The sequence below is a fragment of the Roseateles cavernae genome, from assembly GCF_040187885.1.
GTDB lineage: Bacteria > Pseudomonadota > Gammaproteobacteria > Burkholderiales > Burkholderiaceae_C > Roseateles_E > Roseateles_E cavernae.
The window spans coordinates 455,978-468,860 of record NZ_JBDPLH010000003.1; the positions used below are offsets into that span (position 1 = coordinate 455,978).

At 63.5% G+C, this 12,883-nt stretch carries 12 protein-coding genes; all 12 read left to right on the plus strand.

What is annotated here, in order from left to right; translation table 11 throughout:
• The 12 genes from ABGI63_RS12740 (at position 1) to ABGI63_RS12795 (ending at position 12,834) form a co-directional block, all read left to right on the plus strand.
• Positions 1 to 1,227, plus strand: a complete 1,227-nt coding sequence (locus ABGI63_RS12740) for a lipopolysaccharide biosynthesis protein (protein WP_349742752.1) — start codon at positions 1 to 3, stop codon at positions 1,225 to 1,227.
• Positions 1,211 to 1,780 (plus strand): acyltransferase, encoded by a 570-nt coding sequence (locus ABGI63_RS12745; RefSeq protein WP_349742753.1) that lies wholly within the window; start codon positions 1,211 to 1,213, stop codon positions 1,778 to 1,780. Before ABGI63_RS12740 ends, ABGI63_RS12745 begins: the two co-directional genes overlap by 17 nt.
• Positions 1,777 to 2,835 (plus strand): glycosyltransferase, encoded by a 1,059-nt coding sequence (locus ABGI63_RS12750; protein WP_349742754.1) that lies wholly within the window; start codon positions 1,777 to 1,779, stop codon positions 2,833 to 2,835. Before ABGI63_RS12745 ends, ABGI63_RS12750 begins: the two co-directional genes overlap by 4 nt.
• Entirely contained in the window at positions 2,832 to 4,046 is a 1,215-nt protein-coding gene (locus ABGI63_RS12755) for a glycosyltransferase family 4 protein (protein ID WP_349742755.1), read from the plus strand. The genes ABGI63_RS12750 and ABGI63_RS12755 overlap by 4 nt, the downstream gene beginning before the upstream one ends.
• A complete protein-coding gene (locus tag ABGI63_RS12760; RefSeq protein WP_349742756.1) occupies positions 4,043 to 4,750 on the plus strand; it encodes a class I SAM-dependent methyltransferase in 708 nt (235 codons plus the stop codon). The genes ABGI63_RS12755 and ABGI63_RS12760 overlap by 4 nt, the downstream gene beginning before the upstream one ends.
• Positions 4,743 to 5,909 (plus strand): DegT/DnrJ/EryC1/StrS family aminotransferase, encoded by a 1,167-nt coding sequence (locus ABGI63_RS12765; RefSeq protein ID WP_349742757.1) that lies wholly within the window; start codon positions 4,743 to 4,745, stop codon positions 5,907 to 5,909. Before ABGI63_RS12760 ends, ABGI63_RS12765 begins: the two co-directional genes overlap by 8 nt.
• 18 nt (positions 5,910 to 5,927) lie before the next feature.
• On the plus strand, positions 5,928 to 6,521 hold the full coding sequence (locus tag ABGI63_RS12770; RefSeq protein ID WP_349742902.1) for a sugar transferase: 594 nt from the start codon (positions 5,928 to 5,930) through the stop codon (positions 6,519 to 6,521).
• A 17-nt stretch (positions 6,522 to 6,538) separates the two neighbouring features.
• Positions 6,539 to 8,401: a polysaccharide biosynthesis protein gene (locus tag ABGI63_RS12775; RefSeq protein ID WP_349742758.1), complete on the plus strand. Its 1,863-nt coding sequence runs from the start codon at positions 6,539 to 6,541 to the stop codon at positions 8,399 to 8,401.
• 62 nt (positions 8,402 to 8,463) lie between these two features.
• Positions 8,464 to 8,634: a hypothetical protein gene (locus ABGI63_RS12780; protein ID WP_349742759.1), complete on the plus strand. Its 171-nt coding sequence runs from the start codon at positions 8,464 to 8,466 to the stop codon at positions 8,632 to 8,634.
• A complete protein-coding gene (locus tag ABGI63_RS12785; protein ID WP_349742760.1) occupies positions 8,631 to 9,986 on the plus strand; it encodes a methyltransferase domain-containing protein in 1,356 nt (451 codons plus the stop codon). The genes ABGI63_RS12780 and ABGI63_RS12785 overlap by 4 nt, the downstream gene beginning before the upstream one ends.
• Positions 9,983 to 11,398, plus strand: coding sequence for a hypothetical protein (locus ABGI63_RS12790; RefSeq protein WP_349742761.1), 1,416 nt, complete (start codon positions 9,983 to 9,985; stop codon positions 11,396 to 11,398). Before ABGI63_RS12785 ends, ABGI63_RS12790 begins: the two co-directional genes overlap by 4 nt.
• Before the next feature lie 128 nt (positions 11,399 to 11,526).
• Complete coding sequence (locus ABGI63_RS12795) at positions 11,527 to 12,834, plus strand: nucleotide sugar dehydrogenase (protein WP_432767410.1); 1,308 nt, start codon at positions 11,527 to 11,529, stop codon at positions 12,832 to 12,834.
• Positions 12,835 to 12,883: the final 49 nt, after the last annotated feature.

Below are 12,883 nucleotides of genomic sequence, written 5' to 3' on the forward strand. Positions count from 1 at the left end.
ATGCCGCGTGGCTTGCTGAGGTCCACGCTGACCCTGCTTGCGGGCGGTGCTTTGGCCCAGGCCCTGCCGCTGCTGCTAGGCCCCTGGCTGACGCGCATCTACTCACCGACCGAGTTCGGCCAGTTCTCCTTGCTGTGGGCCGTGGCCACCAATCTGGCCGTGGTCGGCTGCGCGCGCTATGAGTTCGCACTGCCGCTGGAGCGCGACGAGGGCGAGGCCGCGCGGCTGATGGGTTTGTGCGCCCGCGTGCTGCTGGCCGTCACCGCGGTCTCGGTGGTGGTCGGCTGGGTGCTGCTGCAGTGGCAGGAGCTGGACCTGGCCTGGCTGCTGCCGCTGGCCGTGCTGGCCGGTGGCGCGACGCAATGGCTGACCATGTGGGCCACGCGGGCGCAGCGCTTCGAGCTGCTGTCGCTGGCGCGCGTGCTGCAGTACGGCGGCGGGGCGCTGCTGCAGCTTGTCTTCGGGCTGCTGCAGCTCGGTGCCCTGGGCCTGGTGCTGGGGCCTATCGCCGCCGGTCTGGCGACGGCGGCCTTGCTGGCGCGCCCGGCGCCCGCAGGGGGATGGGTCGGGCTCCGGCGCGCGTCCGCGCTGAAGGCCATGGCGGCCAAGCATCGCGCCTTCCCGCTGCTCAACACCCCGCATGCCTTTGCCGGCGCCTTGCAGGACAGCCTGGCGCTGCTGATCATTGCCAGCGCCAGCGGCGAGGCGGCGGCCGGCTACTGGGCGCTGGCCTTGCGCTACCTGAAGGCGCCGGCCGGCCTGATCGGCGGGGCTTTGTCGCAGACGCTCTACCCCCGGTTGGTGCAGGCGCGCGACCCGCAGGAGGCCTTGACCATGGTCAGGCGCAGCATGGCGGTGCTGATGGCCTTGGCCCTGCCGCTGATGGGCGTGCTGCTGCTGTGGGGGCCGGGACTGTTCGCCTGGCTGTTCGGCGAGCGCTGGGTCGACGCTGGCGCACTGGCCCAGGCGCTGGCGCCCTATATCGCGCTGCATTTCATCGCCTCGCCGCTGTCGGTCGCGACGATGGCATGGCGGGCCCAGGCCTGGGCGCTGCGCCTGGCCCTGGTCGGGCAGCTGCTGTTTATCGCCGGCCTGGGCCTGGGCCTGCATCTGGGCGGCTTGATCGGTGCGGCCTGGGGGGTGTCGGCCGCTATGCTGGCCTACTTCAGCTACTTCTTCTGGGCCCTGGCAAATTGGAAGACCTTCCCCGATGAGAGCCTGGCTTAATCGCTGCCGCCGCGCCCTCTGGCGTGTGCTGTTCTTCCGCATGCTGTTCGGCGAGCAGGGCGCGCCGATGAGCCGCATCGCGCCCAGCAGCTGCATCGAGGGCGAGGCAGGCCTGGTGCTGGCCGACCATGTCTTCATCGGCCAGTTCAACTTCATCGACGCGACGGCCGGACTGACGATAGGCGAGGGCGTGCAGATCACGAATTTCGTCAGCATCGTCACGCACAGCTCGCACCGATCCATTCGCTTGCTGGGCCGCAGTTATTCGACTCACCAGGGCCCGATGCCGGGCTATATCAAGGCGCCGATCAGCATTGGCGCCTACAGCTTCATCGGCCCGCACAGCCTGATCGAGGCCGGCAGCCGCATCGGGCGCGGCGTGGTGATCTGCGCCTACAGCCAGGTGCGCGGCGAGGTGCCGGACTTTGCCATCATGGCCGGCCAACCGGCGCGCCAGATCGGCGATGTGCGCGAGCGCGACGCCAGGCTGCTGGCCTTGCATCCCGAACTCGCCCCGCATTACCAGGCCTGGGCCGAGGAGTTGCCCCAGTGAAGCTGGTGCTGATCGGCGACGGCCAGAGCCCGCACTTGCTCAAATGGGCGCGGGCGCTGAGCCCCAGCGTGGAGCTGTGGGCTGCATCCTCGCGCGGCTTCACGCCCGAGTTCGAGGCCTTGCTGCCGGCCGAGCGGCGCCTGGCGCTGCAAACCGACCCTGCTCACGGCGGCGGCAATCTCGGTTTGCTGAAGAAACTGCCGATGCTGGGCCAATGGTTGTCCAAGATCGACGCCGACTGGATCAACGCCCATTACCTGACCTCGCACGGCACCCTGGCCTGGGCCGCCAAGCGCGGTTGGCGGCTGCGCGCGCACATTGCCGGCTCGGCCTGGGGCAGCGACATCCTCGTCACGCCGCAGCAGAGTTTCGCCTACCGCTGGCTGACGCAGCGGGTGCTGCGCGCCTGCACGGTGTGCAGCTCCGACTCGCAGCACATGACGGCGCGGATGAAGGAGCTCGGGGCGCGCGAGGTGATGACTTTCCCTTTCGGCCTGGAGAGCCTGCCCAAGCAGGGCGCGCGCAAGGAGCCCTGGCTGTTTTTTGCCAATCGCGGGCTGGAGCCCCTGTACCGGCCGGAGCGGGTGATCACTGCCTTTGCGGCGGTGGCGGCGCAGCGGCCCGAGGCGCGGCTGGTGGTGGCCAATGAGGGCTCGCTGAAGCGTGCGCTTGAGCAGCAGGTGGTCGCGCTTGGGCTGGCTGATCGTGTCGAGTTTGTCGGCCGCCTGGCGGCCAATGCACAGGCCGGCTTCTATGCCCGCGCTCGCTGGTATCTGAGCCTGCCGGAGAGTGACTCGGTGGCGGTCTCGGTGCTGGAGGCGATGGCGCATGAATGCGTGCCCATCCTGTCGGACCTGCCGGCCAACCACGAACTGATCGATGCGAGTCGTGGTGTGATCCTGCCGTACGCTGAGATCACGCGGCTGCCCGCCTTGCTGCAAGGCCTGAGGCCCGAGGCTGCCGGCGCAGCCAACCGCGCCTGGGTGGCCCAGCATGGCCTGTTCGCGCCCGCCGTCCAGGGTTTTCTGTCCCGTTTGAAAGAGCTCTCCTCTTGAAGCTGCTGCTGATCAATCATTACGCCGGCTCGCCGCAACACGGCATGGAGTACCGGCCTTTCTACCTGGCGCGCGAATGGGTGCGCGCCGGCCACCAGGTGCTGGTGCTGGCGGCCTCACACTCCCATGTGCGCAGCACCCAGCCGCAGGCCGGCGGGCAGACGATAGAGGGCGTGTCCTACTGCTGGTACGAGACGCCGGCCTACCAGGGCAACGGCCTGGGGCGGGTGCGTAATATCTTCTCGTTTTGCCGCCAGGTCTGGGCCGATGCCGATGCGCTGGCCGAGGCTTTTCAACCCGATGCGGTGATCGCGTCCAGCACTTACCCGATGGATATCTGGGTGGCGCGCCGCGTGGCCAAAAAGGCGGGCGCCAAGCTCGTCTACGAGGTGCACGATCTGTGGCCGCTGTCGCCGATCGAGCTGTCGGGCATGTCGCCGCGGCACCCGTTCGCGCTGCTATGCCAGAGGGCCGAGAACGATGCCTATCGCGATGCCGATGTCGTCGTGTCCATGCTGCCCAAGGTTCAGGGTCATATGGCCGCACATGGCCTGGATCTGAAGAAGCTGCACATCGTGCCCAATGGCATCACGCTGGACGAGTGGTCCGGTGAGGGTGAGGCGCTGGATCCGCAGCTGGCCGCGCATCTCGCGGTGCAGCGTGCCTCCGGCCGCCTGGTGCTGGGCTATGCCGGCTCGCACGGCCTGCCCAATGCGCTGGACGTGCTGCTGGACGCGGCCAAGCTGCTGAGAGGCCAGCCCATCGCCATCGTGATGGTGGGCGGCGGTCATGAAAAGCAGCGCTTGCAGCAGCGCGTGGCCGACGAGGGCCTGGACAATGTGGCGATGTTTGAAGCCATCCCCAAGCGGCAGATCCCCAGCCTGCTGGCCGCTTTCGACATCGCCTATATCGGCTGGCAGCGCACGCCGATCTACCGCTTCGGCATCGCGCCGAACAAGCTGATGGACTACATGATGGCCCAGCGTCCTGTGCTGCACTCGGTCGAGGCCGGCAACGACCCGGTGGCCGAGGCCGGGGCCGGGCTGACGGTGCCGCCCGAGGACGCGCAGGCGGTGGCCGAGGGCGTGCGGCGCCTGGCCGCGCTGCCGGCCGAAGCCCGCGCGGCGATGGGCCGGCGTGGCCGCGAGTTCGTGCTGGCCAACCATACCTATCCGGTCCTGGCACAACGCTTTGTCGAGGCACTGGCATGAGCAACACGGAGCTGCGGCAGCGCGAACTCGACGCCATTGCCGAGCGCTATGCACGGCGCCAGGTGGCGGACCGCTACAGCCTGCTGCGGCCCGAGGTCTGGCAGATGCTGCAGGAGCGCCAGCGCGCGCTGTGGCGCGAGCTGGCCCGGCGTCCCGGCACGCCGGCCGACTGGCGGCTGACCGAGGTGGGCTGCGGCGCCGGCGGCAATCTGCTGGAGATGCTGCGGCTGGGCCTGGTGCCGGAGCATCTGAGCGGGGTCGAACTGCTGAGCGAGCGCTACGAGGCGGCACGCCACCTGCTGCCTGCCACCGTGGGTCTGCATCTGGGCGACGCTTCGCAAGCGCCATTGGCGGCTGGCAGCCAGGATCTGGTGCTGCAGTCCACGGTGTTCTCGTCCATCCTGGACGACGGTGTGCAGCAGGGCTTGGCGGATGCGATGTGGCGCTGGCTCAAACCGGGCGGTGCGGTGCTCTGGTACGACTTCATCGTCGACAATCCACGCAACCGCGATGTGCGCGGCGTGCCGCTGCGGCGCGTGCGCGAGTTGTTCCCGCAAGGGCGTTTGCGTTGGCAGCGGCTCACGCTGGCACCGCCGCTGGCGCGGGCCGTGTGCCGCCTGCACCCCGGCGCCTACCGCGTTTTCAACAGCATCCCGTGGCTGCGCAGCCATGTGCTGGCCGTGATCGAGAAGTCCCATGAGTGAATCCCTGCCCTTTCTGCCTTTTGCCCTACCCGAGATCGGCGAAGACGAGATCGCCGAGGTGGTCGACACCTTGCGCTCCGGCTGGGTCACGACCGGGCCGAAGGCGCGCCGCTTCGAGCAGGCCTTTGCCGAGTTTCTCGGTGAGCCGCAGATCGAGTGCATCGCGGTCAACTCGGCCACCGCCGGCCTGCATCTGGCGCTGGAGGCGCTGGGCATCGGCCCCGGCGATGAGGTCATCACGACCACGCACACCTTCACCGCGACGGCCGAGGTGGTGCGCTATCTGGGCGCCGATGTGGTCTTGGTTGACATCGATCCGAAGACGCTGAACATCGACCCGAAACTGGTCGAGGCCGCGATCACACCGAAGACCCGCTGCATCATCCCGGTCCACTATGCCGGCCTGGCGGTGGACATGATTGCGATCCTGGACATCGCGCGCAAGCATGGGCTGCGCGTCGTCGAGGATGCGGCGCACGCGCTGCCGACCACCCTGGAGAAAGAGCTGATCGGCACGATGGGCAGCGATGCCACGGTGTTCAGCTTCTACGCCAACAAGACCATGACCACCGGCGAGGGCGGCATGCTGGTGACACGCAATGCCGAGCTGGCCAAGCGCGCCAAGGTGATGCGCTTGCATGGCATGAACCGCGACGCCTTCGATCGCTTCACCGCCAAAGTGCCGAGCTGGTACTACGAGATCGTCGCGCCCGGCTTCAAGTACAACCTGACCGACATCGCCGCGGCACTGGGCCTGCACCAGCTCAAGCGCATCCCGACCTTCCAGGCGCGGCGCGAGCTGATCGCCCAGGCCTACAACGACGCTTTCGCTGACCTGCCGCTGATCCCGCCGCCGCAGCCCATTGAGGGCGACACGCACTCCTGGCATCTTTATGTGCTGCGACTGAGCGAGGAGCTGGAGATGGAGCGCGATGTCTTTATCGAGCGCATGTATGCCGCTGGCATCGGCTGCAGCGTGCACTACATCCCGCTGCATCTGCACCCCTACTGGCGCGACCGTTACGGCCTGCGGCCCGAACAGTTCCCGCACTCGCAAAAAGCCTTCGAGCGCATGGTCAGCATTCCGCTCTACACGGCGATGACCGATGCCGACGTGCAGCGGGTGATACGCGCCGTGCGCGAGATCGTGCTGGGCTGAGCTGATGGCTGAATCGTGATGCTCAAGCGGCTGGTCGACATCCTGCTGTCCGCGTTGGGCCTGGCCTTGCTGGCACTGCCTTTGCTGGCGATCGCGCTGTGGATCAAGCTCGATTCGCATGGGCCGGTGTTGTTCCGCCAGCAGCGGGTCGGGCGTTTCGGCCGACCCTTCATGATCCACAAGTTCCGCACGATGGCCGTGGATGCGCCGGCGCGCGGCCCGCAGATCACCGTCGGCGCCGATCCACGCATCACCCGCGCGGGCCAGGTCTTGCGCCGCACCAAGCTCGACGAACTGCCGCAGCTCTGGGATGTGCTGCGCGGCGCGATGAGCCTGGTCGGGCCGCGGCCCGAGGTGCCCAAGTATGTGGCGCTGTATCCCGACGAGATGCGCGAGCTGCTGCTGTCGGTGCGGCCGGGCATCACCGACCTGGCCTCGCTGCAGTACCGTGACGAGAGCGCGGTGCTGGCGGCTGCGGCCGACCCGGAGCGTGCCTATGTCGAGCAGGTGCTGCCGGCCAAGCTGGCGCTCTCCAGCCGCTATGTGCGCGAAGCCACGCTGCTCGGCGATCTGCGCCTGATATTGGCCACCCTGTCTGCGCTGCGGCGCTGAGGTTTGAGAAAGATCCGATGTTCTGGTTGTCACTCGACGGTTTTCTGACCCGCATCCGCCCCTACCGCCAGGGCCTGTCCCTGCTGCTGGACGCGGCCGTGGTCGCGCTGGCCTGGCAGGCCACCTATCTGTTCCGTCTCGGCTTCGAACGCTGGATCTCGGCGCGACCGAGCTACGACCACTGGGTGCTGCTGGGTCTGGTGATGCTCTATGCAACGGTGCTTTGGGTGCTGCGCGTGCCCAAGGGCATGTGGCGCTTCAGCGGCTTTGGCGAGGTCAAGCGCCTGGCCTTGGCCTGCGCGGTGGCCGGCGCGATCGCGGCCGTGATCGTGTTGATGGCCCAGCTGAGCAAGGTGCCGCGCGCGGTGCTGGCCCTGCATCCGGTGTTCTGCCTGATCGGCCTGGCGATGATGCGCCTGGGCTACCGCATGCTTTACGAGCATATGCGCGGCCGCATCAGCGGCAGCTCGGTCGAGTCGCACCGTGTGCTGGTGATGGGCGCCGGGCAGGCCGGCCGCATCCTGGTAGCCGGCATCCAGCACCAGGGCTGGGTCGTGGTCGGCTGGCTCGATGACGATGACGCCAAGCGCGACTCTCGCGTGGCTGGCATCCCGGTGCTGGGCAGCCTTGAAGATGTGGGCCGACTAGCCGCCTTGCATGGCATCACCCACTTGATCGTCGCAATGCCCTCGGCCGCACCCGACAAGCGCCGCCGTGCGCTGGACTTGGCCGGTGGCACTGGCCTCCATGTGCTGACCGTGCCCAGCAGCGCCGAGCTGATGCAGGGCAGCAAGGTCGACCAGCTGCGCGATATCGAGCCCGAGGACTTGCTGGGCCGCGAGCCCGTGGTGCTCGATGAGGGCGGCATCAGCGAGTGCATCAACGGCAAGGTCGTGCTGGTCACCGGCGCCGGCGGCTCGATCGGCTCCGAGCTGTGCCGCCAGGCGGCGCGCTACGGTCCCTCGAAGATCGTGCTGTACGAACTCAGCGAGTTCGCGCTCTATACCATCGAGCAGGAGCTGTCAGAAAAGTTCCCCCACATCCCGCTGGTGCGCCTGGTTGGTGACGTGAAAGACCTGGAGCATCTGCGATACGTCTTCGGAAAGTACAAGCCGCAGATCGTGTTCCATGCGGCGGCGTACAAGCATGTGCCGTTGATGGAGGAGGAGAATGCGTGGGGATGTCTAAGAAACAACATCCTGGGAACCCATCGTGCGGCATTGGCGTCGATCGAGGCGGAAGTTGAGCGGTTTGTATTGATCTCTACCGACAAGGCGGTGAATCCAACCAATGTCATGGGCGCGAGCAAGCGCGCGGCGGAGATGGCGCTTTCCAGTCTCGCCGGCCGTGGGGGACGGACCAAGTTGGTGGCAGTACGATTTGGGAATGTGTTGGGCTCAAGCGGGAGCGTGATCCCAAAATTCAAGGAGCAATTGGCCAGGGGCGGACCTCTGACTGTCACCCATCCCGATATCACGCGTTACTTCATGACGATTCCAGAGGCCGCTGGCTTGGTGCTGCAAGCGGCAGCCGTGGCGGACAATGGGCAGGTCTATGTACTCGACATGGGCGAGCCCGTACGCATCCTAGATTTGGCGCGCAATCTGCTGTTGTTGAGTGGTCAGCGTGACAATGGTGTGACAATCGAGTTCACGGGGTTGAGACCGGGAGAGAAGCTTTTTGAAGAGTTGCTGGCCGATGCCGACCTGACTCTTTCCTCACCTCATCCGAGACTGCGGATTGCGCGATTGCGGGATACGGTTTCTGATAAATGGCTACATGAGCTTACGACTTGGCTTGAGCATGTGGAAATCGATGTAGAGGTGGTGTCGGTGCGGCAGCGCCTAGGCAGCTTTGTGCCGGAATACTTTGCCCGCTGACTGGATAACAGAGAAAACCAATGACTAGGATGCGACAGCTAACGAAACTAAACCGCACCGGCTTGGCGATCAGCATGTGCTTTGCTCCTCTGAGCGCCTTTGCTTATGTTGATCCGGGCAGCGGTATGTTGATCTGGCAAGGTCTGCTGGCCTTGCTCGGCGCAGTCCTGATCTTCATGCGAAACCCTATCGAGGCAATTAAGCGGCTTCTGTCGCGCTTCAAGCGCAAATGAGAGATCCTGCGGCAAGTCTTCGTTTCGAAGATGATCGAGTGATCCGTGACTTGAAATCACCGCTCGGCCCCGATCACTTTCTTCATTCCGATCTTGCCCGTAAATGGGTAGACCGTGGCGATCTCGTCCAGTTCAAGTTCGAGAGTGACTGCATGGTGATCGGGCGGCGGATTCCCTTCGTGACTCAGCCCGCCGAGTGGAGTGATGCCCAATTGCATGCCGCAGGGGCTCTGACGTTGCGTCTCCAGGTCGAGGCAGTAGCTGCCGGTTACGACATGAAGGATGCTTCGGCTTGGAATGTGCTGTTTGACGGCGCGCGCCCGGTGTTCTGTGACCTCATGTCCTTTGATCGCTTACTCAACCGCAAATGGTGGGCGCTGGGACAGTTCGCCAGGCATTTCATTTTTCCGCTTGTTGCCTCTCGACGCTGCGGTCTCAGCGGTCATGTGGTGCACACCATGTGGCGCGACGGGATGCCTGTCGAGCGAGCTCGTCAACTCTTCGGCCGTTCAATTTTTCTGACTCGCTATGGCGCGTTGATGCTCGGCGATGGGCGATCAGCGTTGCACTCTGACGTGTCCTCGTTACAAGGCGGCCCGAGAACTTCCAGCGCGGCGCGCGTCGAAGAGGCTCAAGATTTCCGCAGGCGTGTCCATGCTTCCCTCGGCTGGATGATGGAAGGTCTGTCAGCTAAGGCTGTCGCATCAACAGGGGCGAGCGGTTGGTCAGGATATCGCGGAGATCGGCCTCACTACAGGGATGCGAGCTTGGTGACAAAGCGGAGCTTGGTCACCGAATGGATGAGGCATGTGCGTCCAGCTTGGGTGTTGGACCTGGGCTGCAACACGGGCGAGTTTTCGATCATTGCTGCTGAAAACGGAGCGAGAGTTGTCTCTGTCGACGCAGATCATGACAGTATTGCCACCTTGTTCCAGGCGCAAGCCAATCAGACTGCGATCCATCCAATGGTGAGCGTACTCGATGACTTACGCGGCGGGCGTGGTTGGGCTGCCTCGGAGCATCCGGGCCTTACCGAGCGCCTTGATGGTCGGATGGACTTGGTTATGGTGTTGGCGCTGACTCATCACCTCGCTGTCGGAGCGGCTGTGCCGCTTGATGCTATAGCCCGATTTGTCTTTAGCTGCTCCCGGGACGCGGCCATCGTCGAACTGATCGAGGCAGAGGATCCTCAACTCCGTTCTCTTTGCGATCAGCGCCAGCGTGATCCTTCTGAGTTCACCGCCGAGCGCCAGAGAGCTGCCTTCTTAGGCGCGGGGTTCGAGCTGATTCAGGAAGTTTCGCTGGACGGTGCGATGCGTTCCCTGGTCCTGTTCCGCAAGCTGTCCCGATGACAAACCACCGCACCGGTTTGCTTCGCCATGATGTGGTGGTGGCGTCGGTCCTGCTAAGTAGCGGACTGGCAGAGTTGACGATGCGTGAAGGCTTCTATCGTGTTTCATCCGAGGCGCCCAGAATCGTCGGGTTGCTGATCGTGTGGGCGGCCATCCTGGCATCTGCCGCGTGGGTCAGTGTGTGTCGAATGAGGAGTGGGCAACTGGGGCTTACTCAGTTGGACAGGCGCGGCGGTGCGTGGGTTGGGCCGATCTTTGTAGGTATAGCTGCGGCGGTCTGGGTTCAGCTTGTGTGTGGTCCGTGGCTAGCGAATGCGCTTGACACTACGCTGGGTGCAGAACTCGGCCCTTGGCCTGTTCTGTTGGCGCTGATTGTTGGTCTGACCATTGCGGGTGTAAGGTTGCCCTCCCATATGTGGGGCCGACTGCGACGCGGTATCGGCGCAGCCGCTGTGATCTTTGTGTTGGCACAGCCAGCTTTGGCCTACTGGTACGCCCGGGACATCATGTGGCCGGGTCCAGCAGAGGAGTCGGATTCGACGTTAGTGCCGCCTGAAATGCAGGTTTTCGTTCTGCTGGATGAATGGAACGACAAAGCAGCCGGACCGGTCATGGCGGCGATGGCACGTGCGGGTCACCCCGTCCACCACCGAGCTTTAACGCCCGTCGGTGATGGTACTGCCAAGGTAGTTCCTTCCATTTTTGCGCGCACGCCGTTCCTCGACGCAAAGCCTTGTAGCCTCGACACTGTATGTAGTGGCAATCAGGTGCTGGATTTTTCACGTGTCCACGCCAGCCGCCCAGATATTGACATCGTTGGCTTTTATCTTCCCTATTGCGCCATTCGGGGTTTGCGAAGCTGTCACGTCGCGATGCCCGCATCCCCAGTTTTTGATCTGGAGCGTTGGAAGTGTGCTTTGTTGCGTCGCTCTGCTGCGGTCGCTCGGCTAGCAGGTGAGCCATGGCATCGCCGTTGTGCCGCACTGAATGGCAATGTATGGTCTGAGCTGGCCTCAGATGTGGAAACACAAATCTGGAATTCGCCAGTGTGGAAGGACGGTGGTGTGCTTTTTGCCCATGTGCCGTTGCCACACCCGCCTGGCGAAGATCCTTCCCAAGGTTTGGGCTTGCATTACGCCGCGAATTTGCAGCGAGCGGCACGGTTGATTGGGCAAATGGCGGAGGCACTGGGTCGCGAGCCGACCCGGCGCTTTTCCTTGGTCGTGTTCTCGGATCACCCTCTTCGTACATCGATGTGGTGCGGATCGACGCAGTACATGGGAGTGGCCTGTGCCTCAGATGACACGCTGATCGATGATCGAGTACCGTTGCTGGTCACCGGTGAAGTGCCTTCCGCTTTCGGGCGCCTGCAAAGCAATCTTGAGGTCTTTGATCTGCTTCGCCATCGTTGACTTACGCAAGGTGACCTCTTGTGGTGAGTGGGACGGATGCCACAGATGGGCTGCCCTAGCTGGCACAATCTAGGGCCCTGCAAACTGTCGGTACCGTTGCCGGTCGACTGCTTGTCTCAGTTGCGCCGATGTCCCCGATCATCCATAGAATGAATTCTCAAGTTGTTGCTGTTGTGGGTCTAGGTTACGTGGGGCTGCCTCTGGTCGTGGAGTTCGGCCGACACATGCGCACCATCGGGTTCGACATTGCCCAGACCAAGGTCGAGTCTTGCCAAAAGGGTGCCGATCCGTCTCGGGAACTGACCGATGAGCAACTTCGTCAAGCCGCTCACGCTGTCTACACCGAAGACCCCGAGCTTCTCCGCGAGGCAGACATCGTTATCGTTGCCGTTCCAACGCCGGTGGACGAAGCTCATATTCCCGACTTTGGCCCGTTGATTGGTGCCTCCGCCAGTGTTGGCCGCAATCTCAAAAGGGGGGCGACGGTCATCTACGAATCGACTGTTTATCCGGGGGCCACCGAAGAGATCTGTATTCCGGTGCTCGAGCGTGAGTCTGGCCTTAAATGGATGCAGGATTTTTTCGTGGCCTACAGCCCAGAGCGCATCAATCCTGGTGATAAGGAGCATACGCTCACCAAGATTTTGAAAATCGTCTCCGGCGATACGCCTGAAACACTGGATAGGGTGGCCCGGTTGTACGAGACGATCATCGAACCTGGCGTGCATCGAGCCACCAGTATCCGCGCTGCTGAGGCGGCCAAGGTGATTGAGAACACGCAGCGTGATCTCAATATCGCTTTGATGAATGAATTGGCGATCATTTTCGATCGCTTAGGAATTGACACTAGCGAAGTTCTTGAGGCTGCAGGTACCAAGTGGAACTTTTTGAAGTTCAGGCCGGGTCTTGTCGGTGGCCATTGTATCGGTGTTGATCCTTATTACTTGACCCACAAGGCGGAGATGCTTGGCTACCATCCTCAGGTTATTTTGGCCGGCAGGCGTATCAATGACAGTATGGGTAAGTTCATTGCCGAGCAGACAATCAAGCAGATGATCGCTAGCGGCAGCAGCATTAAGGGGGCTCGAGTGCACATGCTGGGCCTAACGTTCAAGGAAAATTGTGGTGATCTGCGGAACTCAAAGGTCATCGACATCATTAGTGAGTTGCAGAGCTACGGCGTAGAAGTCATGGTCACAGATCCCCATGCCGATCAGACGGAAGCGATGCAAGAGTACGGCGTGCAATTGCATCCTTGGAACTCGTTGCCAAAGGCCGACGCCATAGTGGCTGCGGTAGCGCACGACGAGTTTCAGGGGTTGACGGAAGACGAGCTGCATTCCAAGTTAGTCGGCGGCGGAGCCTTCATCGACGTGAAGGCTCGGTTTGACAAGGCCCTCCTTCAGGCTCGAGGTGTGAGAGTCTGGCGACTTTGAAAGTATTGCCCTGCCGGGACGTTCAGCACGGACCGGTCGGTGCTCGGGA

Excerpts from the sequence above, each read along its gene's own strand:
- ABGI63_RS12740 (WP_349742752.1), top strand. The coding sequence starts at position 1 with ATGCCGCGTGGCTTGCTGAGGTCCACGCTGACCCTGCTTGCGGGCGGT.
- ABGI63_RS12745 (WP_349742753.1), top strand. The coding sequence starts at position 1,211 with ATGAGAGCCTGGCTTAATCGCTGCCGCCGCGCCCTCTGGCGTGTGCTG.
- ABGI63_RS12760 (WP_349742756.1), top strand. The coding sequence starts at position 4,043 with ATGAGCAACACGGAGCTGCGGCAGCGCGAACTCGACGCCATTGCCGAG.
- ABGI63_RS12765 (WP_349742757.1), top strand. The coding sequence starts at position 4,743 with ATGAGTGAATCCCTGCCCTTTCTGCCTTTTGCCCTACCCGAGATCGGC.
- ABGI63_RS12770 (WP_349742902.1), top strand. The coding sequence starts at position 5,928 with ATGCTCAAGCGGCTGGTCGACATCCTGCTGTCCGCGTTGGGCCTGGCC.
- ABGI63_RS12775 (WP_349742758.1), top strand. The coding sequence starts at position 6,539 with ATGTTCTGGTTGTCACTCGACGGTTTTCTGACCCGCATCCGCCCCTAC.
- ABGI63_RS12785 (WP_349742760.1), top strand. The coding sequence starts at position 8,631 with ATGAGAGATCCTGCGGCAAGTCTTCGTTTCGAAGATGATCGAGTGATC.
- ABGI63_RS12790 (WP_349742761.1), top strand. The coding sequence starts at position 9,983 with ATGACAAACCACCGCACCGGTTTGCTTCGCCATGATGTGGTGGTGGCG.
- ABGI63_RS12795 (WP_432767410.1), top strand. The coding sequence starts at position 11,527 with ATGTCCCCGATCATCCATAGAATGAATTCTCAAGTTGTTGCTGTTGTG.